We start from the raw sequence: 21541 nt of genomic DNA on the forward strand, positions 1-21541 counted from the left end.
CAACCTTAAAACCAACGTCAATCGAATTCTCAAAGATGAGCATAAAAAAATCTGCAGTCCAACTCTTTTATACCCAACTGAATAATTTACTCCCCCCCCCCAACAGACAAATGCAATTTAAACGGCTAGATTACGCAAAACATATTGCAAAATACCACCATGATGCAAATAATCCAACTCGTCTTCAGTATCGACACGGCACAATAATGGAACTGTTTGTACTCTTCCATCAGAAAAAGTGATTATAGCTACAGTCTTTTGACGAGGCTTTAAATCATGAATTCCTTCAATTGTTACCTTTTCATCTCCTCTTAAGCCAAAAGATTGCCAACTTGCGCCAGCCTCAAATACAAAAGGTACAATTCCCATACCGACAAGATTAGAGCGATGAATCCGCTCAAAAGACTGAGCAATCACTGCCTTTACACCAAGAAGATTGGTACCCTTAGCCGCCCAATCACGGGAAGATCCATTACCATACTCAATACCAGCAAAAACAACGAGTGGAACGCCTTCCTGCTTGTACATCATCGCTGCATCATAAATTGCTTGTTCCTTTCCAGATGGATAATGAATTGTATAGCCCCCTTCACGACCATTTTTTCCTAACATGAAGTTACGGATGCGAATATTAGCAAAGGTTCCACGCATCATAACTTCATGATTCCCACGACGGGTACCGTATTGGTTAAAATCAGCTGCTTGAACACCATGATCAGTTAAATATTTCCCAGCAGGAGAATCAATTTTAATGGAACCAGCAGGGGAAATATGATCTGTCGTAATTTTATCACCAAACAAACCCAAAATCCGCGCATCCTTAATATCTGATAAAACATTAGGAATCTTCTGCATGCCATCGAAATAAGGCGGATTACGCACATAGGTTGATTGCTCATCCCAGGAATAGGTCACACCTGTAGGAACTTGAACTTTTTGCCAATTTTCATCGCCCTTAAATACATCTGCATATTTTTCAACAAAAATCTTACGTGTAACGTTCTTTTCAATAAATTCCTGTATTTCTTTAGAAGTTGGCCAAATATCTCTCAAATACACTGGTTGACCATCTGAACCTTCACCAAGAGGCTCCTTGGTTAAATCTTTACGCACTGTTCCAGCTAAAGCGTGCGCAACAACTAACGGCGGCGAAGCTAAATAATTCGCTTGCACATCAGGCGATACACGCCCTTCAAAGTTACGATTTCCTGAAAGAACTGCGGCAGCAATTAAACCATTATCATTAATTGTTTTAGAAATAATTGGTAGCAAAGGGCCAGAATTCCCAATACACGTCGTGCACCCAAAACCTACCACGTTAAACCCTAGCGTATCCAAATATTTTTGAAGACCTGAATTGAAAAGATAGGCTTCAACAACTTGCGAACCAGGCGCAAGAGAAGTCTTAACCCATGGTTTGCTCCTAAGGCCTTTTGCCACAGCATTCCGCGCTAAAAGACCTGCAGCAATAAGGACACTCGGGTTTGATGTATTCGTACAAGAAGTAATCGCAGCAATCACCACATCACCGTGACCAAGATCGTATTCCTCATTCTCAGCGTGATAACGATCATCTTGCCCAACAGTCTTCTTATAGTCATTAACCAATGACTCTTCAAACCCCTGTCCAACATTTTCCAATGCAATACGTCCTTCAGGGCGCTTAGGACCCGCCATAGAGGGCACAACACTTCCCATATCCAATTCAATTACATCACTAAAAATGGGATCAGCGACCATTTCATCATGCCACATCCCTTGCGCTTTAGAATAAGCTTCCACTAAAGCAATCTGACTTTCATCGCGCCCTGTCATATTGAGATAACGCACAGTTTCTTTATCAATTGGGAAAAAACCACATGTTGCCCCATATTCAGGCGCCATATTCGCAATTGTTGCCCGATCAGCAAGCGTCATATGTTCTAAACCAGAGCCAAAAAACTCAACAAATTTACCGACGACGCCTTTCTTGCGTAACATTTGCGTTACCATCAACACTAAATCAGTAGCAGTCACACCCTCTTTAAGCCTACCTGTTAAACGAAAGCCAATAACTTCAGGTAACAACATAGAAACGGGCTGCCCTAACATTGCCGCTTCTGCTTCAATACCACCAACACCCCATCCCAAAACACCCAAGCCGTTCACCATAGTCGTGTGCGAATCAGTTCCCACACAAGTATCAGGATAAATCGTCCGACGCCCTCCTTCATCCTTCATCCACACACATTGCGCTAAATATTCTAGGTTAACCTGATGGCAAATTCCTGTCCCTGGGGGAACAACGCGAAAATTTTGAAAAGCTTGCTGCCCCCACTTCAAGAAACGATAGCGTTCACTATTGCGTTCATATTCATGCTCAACATTTTCCTTAAAAGCCATAGGATTGCCAAAATTATCAACAATGATTGAGTGGTCGATGACTAGATCGACGGGGATGAGAGGATTGATTTTTTCAGCATCACCCCCAAGTTTAACCATAGCATCTCGCATTGCGGAAAGGTCAACAACTGCAGGAACACCTGTGAAATCTTGCATAAGGACGCGTGCAGGGCGATAAGCAATTTCTGCACCAGTACTGCCTTTATTCTTTAGCCATTTAGCGACATTTAAAATATCTTCTCTCTTAACTGTGCGACCATCTTCAAATCGTAATAAATTTTCGAGGATAACTTTCATTGAAAACGGTAAACGAGAAACACCGTGGAGCCCATTTTTCTCCGCTTCAATCAAACTATAATAAGTGTATTCTTTGCCATCAATATCTAAAGTTTTGCAACAATTAAAGCTATCAATTTGAGACATGACTGCCCACCCTCATACTAAAAATTTACCCGACTTCCCAGAATGAACAACCTGCGAATCAAGATCGCAGCTTTAGCGCAAACGTAGCCACCCCCCTACTTTCCATTTTCTCTTTCCACCCTCTCTCGTAGGCAAATTCGAAAATCGGCGCCAAAAACCATTCTCCATTCGTTGTTGGTGCAACACGGCTTATAGAACTATTTCTAGAACTATTCTAGGCACAATTACATAAAAAACGTGTTTTTTGTCTTATAATGCAATAAAGATTACACAAACAATGGCAAAACTAGGCAATCCATATGATATTACTGGGTAAAAACTTAGCAGCAAAAAGAGGTGAAGAAACCTTATTTCAAGGTCTTTCTTTTTGTTTATTTCCCCAACAACTTATGACAATCACGGGCTCAAATGGTATTGGAAAATCTACCTTACTTCGAATCATTGCTGGCTTTCTTGAAGCTGCTGAAGGTTATGTAATACTGAAAGACCACGAACACACGTACCCCGTGGCAACTGCATGTCATTATTTAGGACACCAAAATGCCATGAAATCTCCCTTATCAGTCATTGATAATCTACAGTTTTGGTCAGCATTTTATGGGCAACATATGCGTCATCCCCATGAAGCCCTTGCAGATATTGGTCTTTCTGATCTTGGACATTTACCCTTTAAAGCTCTATCAACTGGACAAAAAAGACGTGTTGCCATTGCTCGACTTTTGCTATCTTACCGCCCTATTTGGATTTTAGATGAACCGATAGCTGGACTCGATAGTCAAGCTCAAACTATTCTTGCCAATCTTTTCCAGCACCATTTAAACCAAGGTGGCATGATTATCGCTACAACCCACATACCACTCACCACTCCAGAAAACCATGAGATTATTTTAGAAAATTTTCTACCTCTTGAAAGAGAATAAAATGAAAGTGCTATTTTGGCGTGACCTCAGATTAACCTTATCACCACAAGCTTCCTCGTTAACAGGACTTTTATTTTTCATTGCGATTATTGCCATAACCCCCTTCGCCATTGGACCAGACCCAAAAGTCCTCGCACAAATAGGTCCAGGCATGTTGTGGTTTGGAGCACTTCTTGCTGGACTCCTTAATTTAAATAAACTTTTTCAAACCGATCACGATGATGGAAATCTTGATCAATTTATTCTCTCTGGACAAAGACAAAGTCTAACGTTGATTGTATTTACCAAGTGTCTTGCCCATTGGGTAGGAACTATGCTGCCCCTTATTTTTGTTACGCCTATTTTAGCACTGATGCTTCATTTAGATACAGTGACAACTTTTACAACAATACTCACCCTTTTATGCGGAACACCAGCTATCACTTTTATTGGAGCTATTGGAGCAGCATTAGCTACATCATTATTGCACAGCACTCTTCTCATTTTTATCATCATCCTACCATGGGTAATTCCAATCATGATTTTTGGTATTGTGGCTGCTGCAGCTCCAACAAATCCAAATGTCTCTTTTCTTACTGCCTTAGCTTTTCTCGCCGCTTTTTCGCTCATTTTGAGTCTTCTTAGCTCTTTTGTTGCAGCTATAACGCTCAGATATTTATCAGAATAGTAAAAGAAATTTGCTGTACAGCTAAAGTCTACTTATTATAAACATATGAATAAAATATCTCGCACATATAAAATAGAATCACCTCCTGCAAGTTTAACCCGTTTCATGGAAATAAGCGGTATTGTTTTGCCTTGGTTAACCGCTATAATATTGTGTTTTCTTCTCTTAGGACTTGCTCTTATTATGCACTCCCCTGATGACTATCAACAGGGTATGACCGTTAAGATTATGTATCTTCATGTACCATTTGCATGGTTATCTACGTTTTGTTATGTGGTGATGTGCGCTGCCGCACTAGGAACTCTAATTTGGAAACATCCTCTCGCTGATATAGCACTTAAATGTGGTGCGCCTATCGGCACAATTTTCACAGCCTTAGCTCTAATGACAGGGGCACTTTGGGGGCGCCCTACATGGGGAACATGGTGGGTGTGGGATGCACGACTAACATCGGTTTTTATCCTATTTTTTATCTACCTCGCCATTGTTATGCTTGCTCGCGCTTTTGATAACCCAAAAAAATCTGCGCGTGCTACAGCAATTTTGATATTGGTGGGATTCGTGAATATTCCCATTATCAAATTTTCCGTTAACTGGTGGAATACACTCCATCAATCAGCATCACTTTTACGTTCAGGAGGCACAACAATCGACAGTGCTATGTTATGGCCACTCATAACAATGTTATTTTGTTTTACCTTTACATTTATTTTGTTATATTTGATGGCTATGCGAAACGAAATTGTCAATCGTCATATCCAAGCACTTCAAATCAAAGAAGCACGTCGCGCACGACATCAGGATTCTTCATCATGTTCAACCTAAATGGTACCCAGAATGGGTTTTTAGGGAATCTGTCTCAGCAAATTGATTTTTTCCTTGGCACTCTTCGTCATGAGCAAATTGTTATTTTGAGCTACATGCTCTCTGCAATTTCTCTTCTTTGTCTTATTGGGCATATTCTTCGTAAAAGTGCACACCAAAAAAAAATTCTGAAACAGTTGAAAGCAAAAGAGTTGTTTCAAAAAGAAAATACAATGGAAAGCACTCCTCAAACACCGAAAAAACGCGTATCTTTTCCTATCTTTTTCAGCTTTTTTGGACCATTTTTACTTTTTCTCTTGCTCATGATTTTTTTCTTCAGTTTTATGAACAGCAAATATTTCAACAACACTTCTCTTATCCCAAATACACTCACTGAAAAACCCGCTCCCAAAACCAACCTTCCCTTACTTAACAATGAAAGTTATTTAGATTCAGAACAGTTTAAAGGGCGTGTAACATTGATCAATTTTTGGGGTTCTTGGTGCCTACCCTGCCGCGAAGAGCACCATCTTCTTATGAAAATTGCGCAAGATAAACGTTTTGATCTTATTGGAATTAACTACAAGGATAACAAAGAAAATGCCCAACGTTTTCTAAAAAACTTTGGGAACCCTTTCAAATTTATTGGCTTTGATATTTCGGGACGTACAGCTATAAACTGGGGTGTGTATGGACCACCTGAAACCTTTCTTTTGAATAAAGACAGTATCATCATTGCTAAACACGCTGGCCCTTTAACATGGCAAATTTACCAAAAAGAAATCTTACCGAAAATCGAAAAAGCTATAATAACAAACGAAATATCCAACAACACATCATCATACAATAACACCAAGAGACAAAATTTGAATAAAAAGCCCCTTAAGCGAGAATAATTTCTAAGCTCACTAACGACACATATCCTCGTAAAATTCCCCTCTCATAGCGGATATATATTTAAACTTGAAACTTAAATGATGAAGTATAAAAACTACAGCAATAAGTATTACACTCTTATCCGCCGTCTTTCAGATATTGGCTGAAATGCTATTTTTGCATGAAAAGCACAATAAGAACTATTTTCACCAGAATCCGCACCACAAAAATGAAAATCTGGTGACAAAGGATCTCCGACTGGCCATCTACATGTATTTTCGCTTAACTGCAAAAGACTAAGATGGCGAGACATAGGTACAACCACGTCTGATTTTGCAGATGCATCAATTTCTGTTACTTCCTCAGCGACAAATTCCATCTTTAAAGCTGTCGCTCCAACACTGCAAGAGGCAGCATTTGCTGGTAATACCGTCGATGCAGCGCGATGCATCCGTGAAACCGATGGGCTAACACTCGCAGATGCCTTTTGTGCACGCGAAACCACTGGCGCTGTTTTACCACGTCCTGGTAGTTTTAGTCGATGCACTTTACCGATCACTGCATTCCTACTCACTCCACCCAACTGAGCTGCAATCTGACTTGCACTTAAACCTTCACTCCAAAACTTCTTAAGAAGTTCAACGCGTTCACATGTCCAACTCATACCAGCACTCCATTCCAGTCATCTCATCGAGATGCGCTCCATTGCACCTTTCAAATATTTCAACCATATTCTCAAATAAGCTGAATGAAAAATTCTTACACCCTATCCGAGCACAAAAAACTTCACCCAACCTGTGGAATTTATGAACCAAAATACAATTTCGTTTGCCGATTTAAACTACAATATGCACTGACTCAATGACAAGTGCCTTTCCCTTTTAAAAGGTCTATTTAGGATGTTTTCCCCAACTTGCGAATCAATCATAGATAAAACTGTCCTTTTTATTCAAGATTTTTTCATACAAATATACCCTTTCAGAACTTTTATTGACTTTTTGCCAATCAATGCAATCATTTATATCGATAATTTATCGTAATAAAATACCGCTGTACTGTATTGAGAGATGCAGCACAGTTTTATTTGTGGCATCGCAAAGCTCACAACATAAAGGAAATAATGATGAATACCATTGCTACACATCCACTTTACCAGTGTTTTGCTCGGCGTCATTTGCATTTCAAGCAAGGTGACGGTGTATGGCTTATTTCCGATAAAGGAGAACGTTATCTTGACTGTACATCTGGTATTGCCGTCAATGCATTAGGATACGCGCACCCAAAATTGGTTGACACGCTTAAAACACAAGCTGAAAAGCTGTGGCATGTTTCCAATCTTTTTCAATCACCTGAACAAGAAACTCTTGCTGCACGACTTTGTGCAAACAGCTTTGCTGATAAGGTCTTTTTCTGCAACTCTGGTGCCGAAGCACTGGAATGTGCATTTAAAACTGCTCGTCACTATCATCATGCATCTGGTCATCCAACACGCGTTGAAATCATTACTTTTGAAGGAGCATTTCACGGACGCACACTTGCAACGCTTGCTGCTACGGGGCAAAAAGAATATCTTGAAGGCTTTGGACCTAAAGCTGGTGGGTTTATTCAAATCCCTTTTTGTGATGAAATTGCTTTACGTAACGCTATCAATAAAAATACCGCAGCCATCCTTATTGAACCTATTCAAGGAGAAGGAGGAATACGAACGGTATCTTATGAAAATTTAAGGCTTTTACGCAAAATATGTGATGATAATGATCTTTTGTTGATTTTGGATGAAGTCCAAACTGGCATTGGACGGACAGGAAAGTTTTTCGCTTATGAATGGAGCGATATCATACCTGACATTCTTACCCTCGCAAAGGGATTGGGTGGTGGATTTCCATTAGGAGCCTGTCTTGCAACAAATAAAGCTGCAAAAAGTATGACACGAGGAACTCACGGATCAACCTTTGGAGGGAACCTCCTCGGTATGGCTGTAGGTAACAGTGTTCTTGATATCATATTAGAACCAAACTTTCTCCACCATGTTCAGCATATGGGGAATAAGCTAAAAAGTGGACTTTTGACGATTCTAAATACTTACCCCGACATTATCTGTGCAATTCAGGGCATAGGTCTTATGGTAGGGATTCAATGTGTCATCCCCTCTCATGTTGTCATTAACGCGTTGGAAAATGAATATATTCTAAGTGTTGGTGCCAGCAATAACGTAGTGCGTTTATTACCTCCCCTTATCATCACTGAAGAAGAAATAGATGAAAGCTTATATCGTATTGAAAAAGCAATTTCCTATCTTTCACAAACAAACAAACAGCGATAAGTGTAATATCATGATAAATAACTCCTCATCACTTCATTCATTTATCTATTTGCTCGTAAAGCGCGCACTCCTCATTATGCGAAATGCTTCAAAACAAACTTCAAAGCAAAAAATGCATAATACTTTGTTAGAGAAACATTAACAATGATTCTAGGAAAATTATCTACACGCACGCGGTTCATTTGATATAGAATATAGATATGTACCGTTTGGTGAAGATACTACTCATTCATTGCTTCAGAAAAACAGTCCGTCACTGTAAAGTCTCCCAAATATTGCACAAATATTATCACTTTTTGAAGTACATTATTCCACGAGCGTCAAACATCACAAACTATTCAAATGAGCGCGGTATATTCAAAATTTTAGCTATTAACAATCTTACAGATCATATATATTTTTACCAAACTTTAGTATCTATAAAGAACATTGCAAGACACACTGTTAAAAAATAGCAATAATGTCATCCACCCCTTGATCAACGCAGCAAACTTTCCTTAACTTTCATCTGCGCCTTGACTACACTAAAAATCATGAATCACAGACAAAATGCTAATCTAACAGCACGCACACAAAGTAAATATTGCACGCACAAATAATCCCTAAAAAACTGCCGAAGATATCGATTACACCATAATAAACACGTACAATTTCTAAGATAAACGCTTTGTGACCACATCACTCATACCTTAAGCCTTATCAAACCAATGAATCCGTGATAAATACGCCAAATCCAACATCTTCTTCATGCACTGTCTCACTCATCGTAATCAAGAAGTTATAGATTTTGCGTTCAATAAACCGCATTTTAATATAAAAATCCTCTTCATGCCTAAAAAGTAGTTCCTTCATGATGTTTACAAGATGCATTTTTCTCTTCACAATAACCTGCCAAGACAAATAACATAAAAGGCGAAAATATGGGCAACAAGCACGAACAAGCCAAAAATAAAACTTCTCTCCATAACATCTACATGAATGAAGATGATACTGTTGTTCCCTTTCAAGTCGAAGAACTTGATATACGTGGGCGCGCCGTACAACTTGGGGAAACTTTAAATTCCATTCTTACAAAGCATCAATATCCTGAACCTGTCTCTTACCTTTTAGCAGAAGCTTTAGTTTTAACTGTTCTTCTTGGCACTTCCCTAAAACTTAAAGGAAAGTTCATTTTACAAACTCACTCCAATGGACCAGTTAATATGTTGGTTTGCGACTTTTCTCCTCCTTCCAGCCTACGTGGTTACGCTCGTTTTGATGAAGAAAACCTAAAACAAGCAATAGCCAATGGTCAGACATCCTCAGAAACACTTCTTGGCAAAGGAACTTTAGCCTTCACCATCGATCAAGGCACTTATACGCAGCGCTATCAGGGAATTGTTGAATTAGATGGGTCAAATTTACAAGAAGTTTCCCGTGCTTATTTTGACCAATCAGAACAAATCCCAACCGATATTCGTTTAGCAGTTGCTATCTTGATTAACCGCGACCAACAAGGAAAACCGCAAAAAAGTTGGAGAGCAGGAGGTATTTTAATCCAACTTTTACCTCAAACATCACCAGCTCATCATAAAATATGTGAATCCAATAAAAAATTAGCAGAAACCAAAACTCGTGCCCAACTTGAAAATCAATGGCAAGAAGCCAAAGCGCTTACTGCAACCATTGAAAATACAGAACTGACTGACCCCCAAGTTGGCAGCAAGCGACTATTGTTTCGCCTTTTCCATGAACAAGGCGTCAGAGTTTTTACGTCTCTTTCTCTTGTGAATCAATGTTCCTGTTCGCGCAAAAAAATTAAAGAAATACTAGAAGGATTTCCCCCTGAGGAACGTATCCAAATGATTAAAGACGAATATATTTCAGTGACATGTGAATTTTGCTCAACAATTTATCATTTTAAGCCACAAGAACTTTCTCAAGAAAAAACATGATAAATATTTCTCATAACAAAGAAAATGCTATAATATCTCAATTTCATTTTATATACCATTGCATCTCAGCATCAATGGTTCAGCAGTTTGTTTATCTTAATCCCCTTCAACTTGCTCACTCCTTTACACCTATAACGTTCCTGTTAAAATCAGTAACAAATTCCATTGCAATTTATCAGCACAGCTTTCTTTTTAAAAATTTCATCTTCTTTTAAAATATCTCCGCCATATTTGACATATCAGAAATTGACCGCTTACAAATCAAACCAACTCCTTCGAGTTCTTTTTAATGATAGTGATAAGCCTCAATGACAGCACATCCCCCGATTAAAAAAGCGAAGACAAAAAACTATATGATTTTGATAACGCAATTGCCAACACATTACAAAACATGTGATTATGTAACAAATCATCAAATATAAAGCTGCAAACAAGCGTTTAATTACTGAAAAACCAGAACTTACCCAAATTTCCGCGATGCTCTAAGTGCTACTGTACAGATCATGATTGCACACCTGTTCTGTTTTGCAATAACAGAAACTCTTTTATAAAATCGCAACAGTAGAGATCACTGCCCGCAAAAATTGGAAATGATAATGCAAATATTAAAAAAACCATTTGCTTTCACATCTCTTACAAGAAAATAAGATTCACGGAATATTGTTCTTGATGAAACCAATACTCAATCTAAAATAAACCCAGACAGCACCACACCTTACCTTAACACAGAGCGGCGCAGCCGGACATACAATGCACCACCACCCCCATGCTGACGAGCAGCTTGCCCAAATTCATGCACGTAATATCGAAAAGCTGGTGTCGACAACCAATGAGGAACAAAGTGATACAGAACGCCATCACTCCCATGTGATCGCCCTTTTCCTGTAATCACGAGCACATAGCGCAACCCATTTTGCTGCGATAATTTTAGAAAATTTTTTAAGAAAAAGTAAGCCTCCTCCTGCGTATAACCATGAAGATCAAGATGCGCATCAATAGGATAACGGCCTTTGGAAATTTTACGATGTGCGACACGATCGAAGGAATGATCTGCATATGCCCGTGCAACACATCCCTTTTCTTTTTTAACTGTTATTGATCTTTGTTGATTTTCCTGAGAAAATGAAGAAACTTGTGTTACACGTTGGTTCTCATGATCAATATTTGCAACATCTTCTGGAAGAGCAGAGTGAAGCTGATCATGAAGCGGTATTATAGTACGACATACCATTTCCCATAAAAGACGGTCTTTTAAAACTAATGGATCCCCTTTTCGTCCCCGTTTACCCGTAGCCATTTCAATTTTCAATCTCTCATAAATCTTATCTATACGATTTTATAGATGAAAAACATTTTAATTTTCATCTTCTGTTGCAAAAAGCTTCCAGTTGGGATCTGATGATAGACTATTGCGAACAAAAGTCCAAACATCTCTAACTTCTACAATAGTTTCAGGATCACCATCTATACATTCTTCCTGCTCATTGTAAGTTACAGAAATCATTTCACTGACAATACGCACAGTTAAAAACTCTTCCTTTTCTTGCATTGCTGCCGCAACAAATTCTATCTTATTAATTCCAACAAAAGTAAACTGGACTTTTTCACTATTTCTTTCGCGTTGCTCAATAGCGGCGCAAAAACTTTCAAAGACATCTTGAGAAAGCAATTTTTTAAGCTGGTCGCGATCACCTTTGGCAAAAGCTGTGACAATCATTTCATAAGCAACTTGAGCACCCTTGATAAAAAATTGAGGAGAAAAATGAGGATCACTTTGACGAATAGCCCGCAAGCCTTCATTCAGCACACTTCCTTCAGGTGCGATTGCATCAATTTCACTAAAATCGCCCTTTTGCGAATTGACTTGATGAGGGAACGAAGCAACATTATCAGCCGTTTCTGTCTCAACCTTTTTTTTAGAACAATTTGAATAAGGATCAAAGGGAGGCTTTTCAAAACCAATCCGTTTTCCTAAAACATTACGCAGCTGCACAAAAACGACAACCATAATAACAAGAGCTACGACAAGTACGATGTCAAATTCCATGGACACTGTCAATCTCCAAATTTCAGATGATCTGTAATAAACATTGCAGTCAATATCATTTATCCATAAACATGTAAAATAGGGAATCTATCATTTAAATATTTTTTATAGTTCCCAATTTAAGTTCAAAAAGGATAACTCTTAATAATTTTTTGCCTCAAATTTTGAAAAGGGAATTTTCATGTGATCAAATCTTATCCTATAAATCCTCGCTTTTTTGTCATTGTCATTCTCGGCGCTCTCTTAATTGAAATCGCTAGTTTTATCTTTGTTGGCAAAAAAATTGGAATTTTGGCAACTTTGAGTTTGATCATTCTAACGACAATTGTTGGCAGTATTTTATTGCGAATTCAAGGTATTAGCCTTTTTAAAAACATACAGCGTGAACTTATTCAAGGGCGCACATTAGAGAATTATATAATCAATGATGCCTTCATCATCATTGGTGCAATTTTGCTTATTATCCCTGGATTTGTAAGCGATATTTTGGGAATACTACTCCTTATTAAACCAGCCCGTAAAATTATCTGGTATTTGTTTTTATCATTTAATAACAACACCAGCAGCTACTATAAGAACAATGACAGTACCAAAAATAAATTTGAAAAAATAATTGAGCTTAAAGAAGAAGAATATCAAATTCACAGTGTCAAAGAATCACCATGGCGAAAAAATGATGATAATCATTGAAATGCCTAAAAAATCTGTCACGGACATAAAAATAATAAATACAAGGAGAGCGTTTCTTGCAACCGTTTGTAAGGCGTGGTAACCAGCTTAATCTTTAGATATAAAATAGAAATACACACATTATGATGAGAGGTTCGTAGTATGGCTGAAGGTGAAATTAATAACAATGGTGGAGAACCAGTTTTTGCTGTATTGACTCAATATTTAAAAGATTTTTCATTCGAAAATCCAAGTGCCCCTCGCTCGCTGCGTCCACGTGAGAAGGCACCGCAAATCGACATCAATATTAATGTTAACGCCAACCCAATTGGTGATGATAATTATGATGTCGTTTTATCCCTCTCAGTCAAAGCCGATGATGATACTGAAACGTTATTTCATGTAGAATTAATTTATGGTGGTGTTTTCCATATTAAAAATATTTCACAAGAACATGTTATGCCACTTGTTTTCATTGAATGTCCTCGTCTTTTATTTCCATTTGCGCGGCAAATTATATCTGATGCTACTCAAAATGGTGGTTTCCCACCTTTGTGGATTGATCCGATTGATTTTGCAGCTCTGTTTCAAAAACGTATTGCTGAAGAACAAAAAAACAGCCAGACAAAACCATCTTAAAAAAATTTGTTTTTTTATGATCAAAAAGGTCCTGAAATATCAGAGACCTTTTTTTATAATTTTTTTGCATGGTAAGCAGCTAAAGTTGCAATATTGACAACATCCGTATCGTTTCCACTAAACGGCACAATTTGGACAGATCTTTCCAATCCAATCAAAATAGGACCAATAATAGTTGCTTCACCAAGCTCTTGTAACATTTTACTAGCAATGGAAGATGCATGATATCCAGGCATCACCAAAATATTAGCAGGCTCCGTTAATCCCAGAAAGGGATACTGCTGCATCAATTTTGAATTGAGTGCCACATCAGCACTTATTTCTCCATCACATTCAAAGCTAACCTTGCGTTCATGCAAAATATTAATAGCATCCTGAATATGCTGCGTAACCTGTCCTTTTACATAACTAAAAGTAGAAAATGCTACAAATGCTACCCGCGGTTGATATCCTAAATCACAAACAAAAGAAGCTGCCTGTTCTGCTATATCAGCAAGTTCTTCAGCGTTAGGGTTCTCGTAAACAGCTGTATCTGCAATAAACACAGTCCGCCCACGGCAAATGGCCATCGAGATACCAATCAACCGTTCTTTTGGTTTCTCATTAATTACGCGACGTATATCAATCAACGCTGTCTCATAATTGCGCGTCACCCCTGTAACCATTGCATCACCATCCCCTAACGCTACCATACAAGCAGCAAAATAATTGCGATCATTATTGATGCGACGATGACAATCACGCAATAGCCAACCTTGGCGCTGCATCTTTTTATAAAGATAATTTGCATAAACATCGGTACGACAGGAGAGCTTAGCGTTCATAACAGAAATGCCTTCACGCTCAAGATCAATCCCAGCAACAGCAGCAGTCTTCTTAATTTTTTCTTCACAACCAATCAAAACCGCTTGCCCCAGTTTTTGATGAACATAGGACACAGCTGCCCGCATTACCTGTTCTTCTTCACCTTCTGCAAAAACAATTTGTTTTGGTGCTTGACGAACATGGTTATAAACGCCACGCATAATGGAAGAAATGGGATCACGTCTCGCATTTAAATCACGCTCATAAGCCTCTAAATCATCAATGTGCTTTTGTGCAACACCGCTTTCCATTGCTGCTTTTGCCACTGCAATTGAAACGACCGTGAACAAACGCGGATCAAAAGGGACAGGAATGATATAATTTCGACCAAATTTCAATCGCTTTCCACGATAAGCTTCCGCAACGCTCTCAGGCACTTCCTCATGAGCTAAATCTGCCAGAGCTCTTGCTGCAGCAATTTTCATCTCTTCATTAATGACTGTTGCGCGTACATCAAGTGCACCACGAAACATATAAGGAAAACAAAGAACATTATTTATCTGATTTGGATAATCCGAGCGACCTGTCGCTATAATAGCATCATCACGCACTTGCATAACCTCTTCTGGCGTAATTTCTGGATCGGGATTAGCCATAGCAAAAATGATTGGCTGAGGCGCCATCGACTTTACCATCTCAGGGGTAATTGCGCCTTTAGCAGAAACACCAAAAAACATGTCAGCACCTTCCATCGCCTCAGCAAGAGTGCGTTTATCCGTTCGGATAGCATGAGCAGATTTCCACTGATTCATCCCCTCTTCACGACCCTCATAGACAACACCTTTCGTATCACATAATATGATATTTTCAGACCGAAACCCCATTGCCTTAATGAGTTCAATACAAGCAATTCCCGCAGAACCGGCGCCATTACAAACCAACTTTGTATTTTCCATATCACGCCCAGTTAAATACAAGGCATTCAGCACACCCGCAGCTACAATGATTGCCGTACCGTGTTGATCGTCGTGAAAAACAGGAATATTCATTATTTCACGTAAGCGACTTTCGATTATAAAACACTCAGGTGCTTTAATATCCTCAAGATTTATCCCACCAAAAGAAGGTTCTAAATGGCGCACCAGATTGATAAAACTTTCCGTATCATTTGTATCAACTTCCAGATCAATTGAATCAATATCTGCAAAGCGCTTAAAAAGTACTGCTTTGCCTTCCATTACTGGCTTAGATGCCAATGCCCCTAAATTGCCTAAACCCAAAATAGCCGTCCCATTTGATATAACAGCAACAAGATTGCCTTTTGCCGTATAATCATAAACCAGCGCTGGATTTTGAGCAATTGCTTTAACTGGAACAGCAACACCTGGTGAATAAGCAAGTGCTAAATCATGCTGCGTTGCCATAGATTTTGTCGCAACAATTTCAAGCTTTCCAGGTCGACCACGACTATGAAAATCAAGAGCTTCTCGCTCACTGACACTATAAACCGTTTGATAGGCTCTTTGATCCTGTTCATTTTTTTTCATCTTACTTAATTTCTCCAAAAACAGTGCAAATTCCTGTTCGATAATGCGTTAATTATCTGATTTTAAAATTTGATTCATATGCCAGAAATCGCTATGCTCGCTTTAACAGATATGATCATGCGTTTCAATTTAGAGATAATGAAGACAAGCATTGAAGTAAACAAAAAAGGGTATCAAAGCCTCTATTGAAGGGATCAAGCGCGTAAAAATGAATAATAAAACTGAGCATAAAAATGATTTAATTTCACAACCCGCGCCTTTATCTGCCCCGCATCAAGAACGCCTCACACCTATGATGGAGCAATATATAGAAATCAAAGCAGTCAATAGCGATTCCCTTCTTTTTTACCGTATGGGCGATTTCTATGAATTATTTTTTAATGATGCAATTGAAGCTGCTCAGGCTTTAGGAATTACACTCACAACACGCGGCAAACATTTGGGTGAAGATATCCCTATGTGTGGTGTCCCAGTTCATGCTGCGGATGATTATTTGCAAAAGCTGATTTCGTGTGGTTATCGCGTTGCTGTTTGTGAACAAACAGAAAATCCAGCAGAAGCTAAAAAACGCGGATCAAAATCAGTTGTTCGACGCGATGTTGTTCGTCTTGTTACACCTGGAACCATAACAGAAGAAAAGCTTCTTGATCCAACGCGTGCAAATTATCTGATGACACTGACCCGCATTAAAACCAGCGATGGAGAAGAATTTGCCCTTTCTTGGATTGATATCTCAACAGGTATCTTTCGTGTAGCAGAAAGCCGCCATGAAAAACTTTTAGCAGACATTATGCGTGTGGATCCACAAGAAATCATCGTAGCTGACTCCTTGTTCTATGATAAATCTCACAAATCGCTTTTTAATGTTCTCGATCGTATCATTTCACCTCAACCAGCTAGTCTTTTTGATGTAATCACTGCTGAACGCGACATTTGCAGCTATTTTAAACTCTCAACCCTTGAAGGTGTTGCCGATTATTCTCGCCCTGAACTTTCTGCAATCGCTGCTGCTATTCGTTATATCGAAAAAACGCAAATCTCTCACCGCCCTCCTCTCATGCGTCCTGAGCGCCAAAATGAAAGCGCTACCCTTTTTATTGATGCAGCAACTAGACAGAGTCTTGAACTTGTTCGAACCACATCAGGTCAACGTGATGGAAGTTTACTAAAAGCCATTGATCGCACTGTAACAGGAGGGGGATCACGCCTTCTCGTTGATCGCTTAATTGCTCCTCTAACCACGCCTTCAGCTATTGATAAACGCCTAGATTCAATTGCTTTTTTTCTACGCAATACTTCTCTTGCAGAAGCTATACGGCTTATTTTAAAGGGGGGACCAGATATGCCCCGCGCAGTTTCACGCTTAGCTCTTGGTCGAGGAGGACCACGTGATATAGCGACAATTCAGCGTGGTTTTGATATTATTCGTGAACTTAATCAGCTTCTTAATAATGAATTGCCTCCTCAAGAAATAAACGATGTGCAACATATTTTTTCAGATTTACCCACGGCTTTGCATCTTCATTTAGAGCAAGCATTAGCCGATGATCTCCCACTGCTTAAACGCGATGGTGGTTTTATTCGTCCTCATTATCATAAAGAGCTAGATGAAATGCGTACTCTGCGCGATGAATCCCGCCGTATCATTGCTGAACTTCAAGCACAATATGCTAAAGAAACAGATATTAAAACACTCAAGATAAAGCATAATAATATTTTAGGCTATTTCATTGAAGTAACCAATTTACAAGCACCTGCTCTCACCGATACTCCACAAGCAAAAGCGCGTTTTATTCACCGACAAACAATGGCAAACGCTATGCGTTTTACCACAACAGAACTTGCCGAACTTGAAACGCGTATTGCCCATGCAGCCAACCATGCTATGACTCTCGAATTGGAAATTTTCGATACTCTTGTTAATGAAATTACCGAACAGGCTGATTTCATTCGTAAAGCAGCTGAAGCACTTGCTGTTTTAGATGTATCTGTTGCTTTAGCGTGTTTAGCTGAGGAACAAGGATATTGTCGTCCGAAAATTGACCAATCACTTACCTTTCATATCACCGCTGGACGCCATCCTGTTGTAGAGCAAGCACTACGAAAACAAGCTACAGAACCATTTGTTGCGAACAATTGTGACCTTTCTGTGCAGAAAAATCATCAATATGCAGCAATTTGGCTTTTAACAGGTCCCAATATGGGAGGAAAATCAACTTTTTTACGACAAAATGCTCTTATAGCTATTATGGCGCAAATGGGCTCTTTTGTGCCAGCCACTTCAGCGCATATTGGCGTTGTCGATCGCTTATTTAGTCGTGTTGGTGCTTCTGATGATCTTGCACGTGGACGCTCAACCTTTATGATGGAAATGGTCGAAACAGCAACAATTCTTAATCATGCCAGTAGCCATTCTCTTGTTATCCTTGACGAAATCGGACGGGGAACATCAACTTTTGATGGACTTTCAATTGCTTGGGCAGCAGTTGAATATCTTCATGAAGTTAATCACTGTCGTGCCATTCTTGCCACGCACTTTCATGAAATGACTGCACTCACCGAAAAACTTAACCGCCTTCATAATGTAACAATGAAAGTCAAAAATTGGGATGGTGATGTAGTTTTTCTTCATGAGGTTACACAAGGCGCTGCGGATCGATCTTATGGAGTACAAGTTGCGAAACTTGCTGGACTTCCCGCAGCGGTTATTACACGTGCTACAGATGTTCTGCATCAATTAGAACAAGGCGAAATGGCTGGGAAAGGACATAAATTAATTGATGATTTACCGCTATTTTCTCTTAAAGCAACATCTCCCATTAATGAAAAAACAAACAAACGTTGCGTACTCCATGAAGCTTTAAAAAATATTCATCCTGACGAACTCTCTCCTAAAGATGCTTTAGAAGCACTTTATCATCTTAAACAACTTGAAAAAAACAACCCCCTATAAGGTAAATTAAAAAAAACGCTTTTTCTCGATGATTCTTAGTTCACACTGACATGCCTACCATATTGTTATTGCTTTTTACTCAATGTATCTTGATAATGTAGCGTATAGAGAAAAAGATTTGCGCATAATATTTTCCAAGATCAAATTATAAGATCTCATACAAAAAGGGATGAAACCTACAACAACCCTTAAATCTTATGTTCACAATGATTCGCAACCTTCTACGAAGCTAAGAAAACAGTCTGCTTAAAATATAATGCAAAGCACTACAATCTCTAAAAGCTTTATCTCCCACCTAAGATGAACTCTTCATCTATAAAACATTACGAACCGCACCTTTTGCCGCAGAAGTTGTCATAGCTGCATATGCTTTGAGAGCCTTTGAAATTTTACGTTTACGCTCTTCAACTGGTTGCCAAGCTGCTTTTCCTTTTTTTTCCATTTTAGCACGACGTTGTATCATCTCAGCATCATCAACCAACATATGAATGGCACGATTAGGGATATCAATTTCTATTATATCACCCTCTTCTACCAGAGCAATTATCCCTCCCTCAGCAGCCTCTGGTGAAATATGCCCAATAGAAAGCCCTGAAGTCCCTCCTGAAAAGCGACCATCCGTTATAAGTGCACAAACCTTTCCTAATCCCTTGGACTTCAGATAGCTCGTTGGATAAAGCATTTCTTGCATTCCAGGTCCACCGCGCGGACCTTCATAACGGATTAAAACGACATCACCTGATTTAATTTGATCGGTCAAAATCGCAGAAACAGCTGAATCTTGGCTTTCAAAAATCCTTGCTGGACCTTTAAAAGTTAAAATTGATGGATCAACACCTGCTGTTTTTACAATACAACCATCCTTTGCAAGATTCCCATAAAGAACCGCCAATCCTCCATCTTGTGAATAAGCATGCTTAATATCACGGATTACCCCTTTTTCACCATCAAGATCAAGGGTACCATAGCGACAAGACTGACTAAAAGCTGTCTGTGTTGGAACACCACCTGGTGCTGCACGATAGAATTCATGAATTATTGATTCATGAGTTTGTTTCACATCCCAGCGACAAAGAGCTTCTTTCATCGTTTTTGCATGAACCGTATAAACCGATGTATCAATGAGTCTGGCCGCATCCAATTCTCCTAAAAGTCTCATAATGCCACCAGCGCGGTGAACATCTTCCATATGCACATTAGCAATAGCAGGCGCAACCTTGCATAAAACAGGAACTTGACGTGAAAGACGATCAATATCCGTCATGGTAAAGTCTACTTCACCTTCTTGCGCTGCTGCTAAAAGATGCAAAACAGTATTGGTTGATCCCCCCATGGAAATATCAACGGTCATTGCATTTTCAAAAGCCTTGCGCGAAGCAATAGAACGCGGCAAAACCGTCTCATCCCCTTTTTCATAATAACGCTTCACCAATGTAACAATCTGTCGTCCAGCTTCTTCAAAAAGCATCCGACGATCTGCATGTGTTGCTAACATTGATCCATTTCCAGGAAGAGAAAGCCCCAATGCTTCAGTAAGACAATTCATAGAATTCGCAGTAAACATTCCTGAACAAGAACCACATGTAGGACAAGCAGCACGCTCCATTTCAGCAACTTCTTCGTCTGAATTATGTTCTGAAGCCGCAGCAATCATTGCATCAACTAAATCAACATTCAGATCTTGATCTTTCCATTTAATCTTACCCGCTTCCATAGGACCGCCTGAAACAAAAATTGTTGGAATATTCAATCTTAAAGAAGCCATTAACATACCAGGCGTAATTTTATCACAATTGGAAATACACACGAGTGCATCAGCACAATGAGCATTAACCATATATTCAACAGAATCAGCAATGATTTCACGCGAAGGCAAAGAATAAAGCATTCCGTCGTGCCCCATAGCAATTCCATCATCTACAGCAATCGTGTTAAACTCCTTCGCGACACCGCCAGCAGCAGCTATTTCTTGTGCAACAAGTTGCCCAAGATCTTTTAAATGTACGTGCCCTGGTACAAACTGCGTAAAAGAATTCGCAACCGCAATAATGGGCTTACCAAAATCAATGTCTTTCATCCCTGTTGCACGCCAAAGACCACGAGCCCCTGCCATATTGCGTCCATGAGTCGATGTTCTTGAACGGTAAGAAGGCATTATTTTTTCCCCTCAAATAATTCCATTTTTCTGTTGTGCTGCAACACAATCCTAAAAACAAGAACTCTAACACTAGAAATAAAAAATGTCTCTTATTGAGACATTTAAATCACAAAATTTCTAGCTATGTACAAACCCTACTCAACAGCCATTTTTCATAACCCAATAAAACTGTTCAGTAAAATCTTCTTATGTTACTTTAATTATTATGATGTATAAGTTATAAATAGTTTGTTTTCTTTTTTATACATACTACAAAATATCCACTAACTTGCTTTTTCACTTTCATTACAATAAATCCCCATAAATATCGTAAGCCAAATAAAAAGCGCATAGTGAATGAGCGCATTATGGAATCCATCGAAAAATGCAGGGGAAAATTATTATAAACACCAAAC

Annotated in this window: 15 protein-coding genes; 9 read left to right on the plus strand and 6 right to left on the minus strand. The window is 39.1% G+C overall.

Annotated features, from left to right (window positions below; all coding sequences use genetic code 11):
- Positions 1–117: 117 nt before the first annotated feature.
- Positions 118–2805, minus strand: a complete 2688-nt coding sequence (acnA, locus tag V5N67_RS00685; RefSeq protein ID WP_332059825.1) for an aconitate hydratase AcnA — start codon at positions 2803–2805, stop codon at positions 118–120.
- A 299-nt stretch (positions 2806–3104) separates the two neighbouring features.
- Between acnA and ccmA the strand changes: the two genes are divergently transcribed.
- The 4 genes from ccmA (at position 3105) to V5N67_RS00705 (ending at position 6092) form a co-directional block, all read left to right on the plus strand.
- Positions 3105–3725, plus strand: coding sequence for a heme ABC exporter ATP-binding protein CcmA (ccmA, locus tag V5N67_RS00690; protein WP_332059827.1), 621 nt, complete (start codon positions 3105–3107; stop codon positions 3723–3725).
- Position 3726: 1 nt separating this feature from the next.
- Positions 3727–4392, plus strand: coding sequence for a heme exporter protein CcmB (gene ccmB / locus V5N67_RS00695; RefSeq protein WP_332059828.1), 666 nt, complete (start codon positions 3727–3729; stop codon positions 4390–4392).
- Positions 4393–4437: 45 nt separating this feature from the next.
- Positions 4438–5217 carry a heme ABC transporter permease gene (locus tag V5N67_RS00700; RefSeq protein ID WP_332059830.1) on the plus strand — a complete coding sequence of 260 codons (780 nt, stop codon included), beginning with the start codon at positions 4438–4440 and terminating at the stop codon, positions 5215–5217.
- 212 nt (positions 5218–5429) lie between these two features.
- Positions 5430–6092 carry a DsbE family thiol:disulfide interchange protein gene (locus V5N67_RS00705; RefSeq protein ID WP_332060286.1) on the plus strand — a complete coding sequence of 221 codons (663 nt, stop codon included), beginning with the start codon at positions 5430–5432 and terminating at the stop codon, positions 6090–6092.
- A 110-nt stretch (positions 6093–6202) separates the two neighbouring features.
- Here V5N67_RS00705 and V5N67_RS00710 read toward each other — a convergent pair whose 3' ends face one another.
- Positions 6203–6736 carry a GcrA family cell cycle regulator gene (locus V5N67_RS00710; protein WP_332059831.1) on the minus strand — a complete coding sequence of 178 codons (534 nt, stop codon included), beginning with the start codon at positions 6734–6736 and terminating at the stop codon, positions 6203–6205.
- Positions 6737–7195: 459 nt separating this feature from the next.
- Between V5N67_RS00710 and V5N67_RS00715 the strand changes: the two genes are divergently transcribed.
- On the plus strand, positions 7196–8395 hold the full coding sequence (locus V5N67_RS00715) for an aspartate aminotransferase family protein (RefSeq protein WP_332060287.1): 1200 nt from the start codon (positions 7196–7198) through the stop codon (positions 8393–8395).
- A 920-nt stretch (positions 8396–9315) separates the two neighbouring features.
- Positions 9316–10329: an Hsp33 family molecular chaperone gene (locus V5N67_RS00720; RefSeq protein ID WP_332059832.1), complete on the plus strand. Its 1014-nt coding sequence runs from the start codon at positions 9316–9318 to the stop codon at positions 10327–10329.
- A 715-nt stretch (positions 10330–11044) separates the two neighbouring features.
- Here V5N67_RS00720 and V5N67_RS00725 read toward each other — a convergent pair.
- Together V5N67_RS00725 and V5N67_RS00730 are read right to left on the minus strand one after the other, a co-directional pair.
- Entirely contained in the window at positions 11045–11626 is a 582-nt protein-coding gene (locus tag V5N67_RS00725; RefSeq protein ID WP_332059833.1) for a Smr/MutS family protein, read from the minus strand.
- Between the two features lie 57 nt (positions 11627–11683).
- A complete protein-coding gene (locus V5N67_RS00730; RefSeq protein ID WP_332060288.1) occupies positions 11684–12376 on the minus strand; it encodes a Tim44/TimA family putative adaptor protein in 693 nt (230 codons plus the stop codon).
- Between the two features lie 183 nt (positions 12377–12559).
- On the opposite strand from V5N67_RS00730, the gene V5N67_RS00735 reads away from it, so the two are divergent.
- Together V5N67_RS00735 and secB are read left to right on the plus strand one after the other, a co-directional pair.
- Positions 12560–13066, plus strand: a complete 507-nt coding sequence (locus V5N67_RS00735; RefSeq protein WP_332059835.1) for an FxsA family protein — start codon at positions 12560–12562, stop codon at positions 13064–13066.
- Between the two features lie 141 nt (positions 13067–13207).
- Complete coding sequence (secB, locus tag V5N67_RS00740; protein WP_332059836.1) at positions 13208–13684, plus strand: protein-export chaperone SecB; 477 nt, start codon at positions 13208–13210, stop codon at positions 13682–13684.
- A gap of 53 nt (positions 13685–13737) precedes the next feature.
- Here the strand turns inward: secB and V5N67_RS00745 are convergent, their stop codons facing one another.
- Positions 13738–16035, minus strand: coding sequence for an NADP-dependent malic enzyme (locus V5N67_RS00745; protein ID WP_332059838.1), 2298 nt, complete (start codon positions 16033–16035; stop codon positions 13738–13740).
- Positions 16036–16243: 208 nt separating this feature from the next.
- Between V5N67_RS00745 and mutS the strand changes: the two genes are divergently transcribed.
- Entirely contained in the window at positions 16244–18988 is a 2745-nt protein-coding gene (gene mutS / locus V5N67_RS00750; RefSeq protein ID WP_332059840.1) for a DNA mismatch repair protein MutS, read from the plus strand.
- Between the two features lie 313 nt (positions 18989–19301).
- On the opposite strand, the gene ilvD is transcribed toward mutS, so the two are convergent.
- Positions 19302–21143, minus strand: a complete 1842-nt coding sequence (gene ilvD / locus V5N67_RS00755) for a dihydroxy-acid dehydratase (RefSeq protein ID WP_332059841.1) — start codon at positions 21141–21143, stop codon at positions 19302–19304.
- Positions 21144–21541 lie beyond the last annotated feature (398 nt).

Origin of the sequence: Bartonella rhinolophi, from assembly GCF_036576165.1 — a bacterium.
Lineage (GTDB): Bacteria > Pseudomonadota > Alphaproteobacteria > Rhizobiales > Rhizobiaceae > Bartonella.

What these genes read in the sequence shown, in the direction of transcription:
- V5N67_RS00715 (WP_332060287.1), top strand. Translation starts at nt 7,196, where the DNA reads ATGAATACCATTGCTACACATCCACTTTACCAGTGTTTTGCTCGGCGT.
- ilvD (WP_332059841.1), bottom strand. Translation starts at nt 21,143, where the DNA reads ATGCCTTCTTACCGTTCAAGAACATCGACTCATGGACGCAATATGGCA.
- V5N67_RS00725 (WP_332059833.1), bottom strand. Translation starts at nt 11,626, where the DNA reads ATGGCTACGGGTAAACGGGGACGAAAAGGGGATCCATTAGTTTTAAAA.
- V5N67_RS00710 (WP_332059831.1), bottom strand. Translation starts at nt 6,736, where the DNA reads ATGAGTTGGACATGTGAACGCGTTGAACTTCTTAAGAAGTTTTGGAGT.
- secB (WP_332059836.1), top strand. Translation starts at nt 13,208, where the DNA reads ATGGCTGAAGGTGAAATTAATAACAATGGTGGAGAACCAGTTTTTGCT.
- V5N67_RS00705 (WP_332060286.1), top strand. Translation starts at nt 5,430, where the DNA reads ATGGAAAGCACTCCTCAAACACCGAAAAAACGCGTATCTTTTCCTATC.
- ccmA (WP_332059827.1), top strand. Translation starts at nt 3,105, where the DNA reads ATGATATTACTGGGTAAAAACTTAGCAGCAAAAAGAGGTGAAGAAACC.
- V5N67_RS00720 (WP_332059832.1), top strand. Translation starts at nt 9,316, where the DNA reads ATGGGCAACAAGCACGAACAAGCCAAAAATAAAACTTCTCTCCATAAC.
- V5N67_RS00730 (WP_332060288.1), bottom strand. Translation starts at nt 12,376, where the DNA reads ATGGAATTTGACATCGTACTTGTCGTAGCTCTTGTTATTATGGTTGTC.
- V5N67_RS00700 (WP_332059830.1), top strand. Translation starts at nt 4,438, where the DNA reads ATGAATAAAATATCTCGCACATATAAAATAGAATCACCTCCTGCAAGT.
- acnA (WP_332059825.1), bottom strand. Translation starts at nt 2,805, where the DNA reads ATGTCTCAAATTGATAGCTTTAATTGTTGCAAAACTTTAGATATTGAT.
- V5N67_RS00745 (WP_332059838.1), bottom strand. Translation starts at nt 16,035, where the DNA reads ATGAAAAAAAATGAACAGGATCAAAGAGCCTATCAAACGGTTTATAGT.
- ccmB (WP_332059828.1), top strand. Translation starts at nt 3,727, where the DNA reads ATGAAAGTGCTATTTTGGCGTGACCTCAGATTAACCTTATCACCACAA.
- mutS (WP_332059840.1), top strand. Translation starts at nt 16,244, where the DNA reads ATGAATAATAAAACTGAGCATAAAAATGATTTAATTTCACAACCCGCG.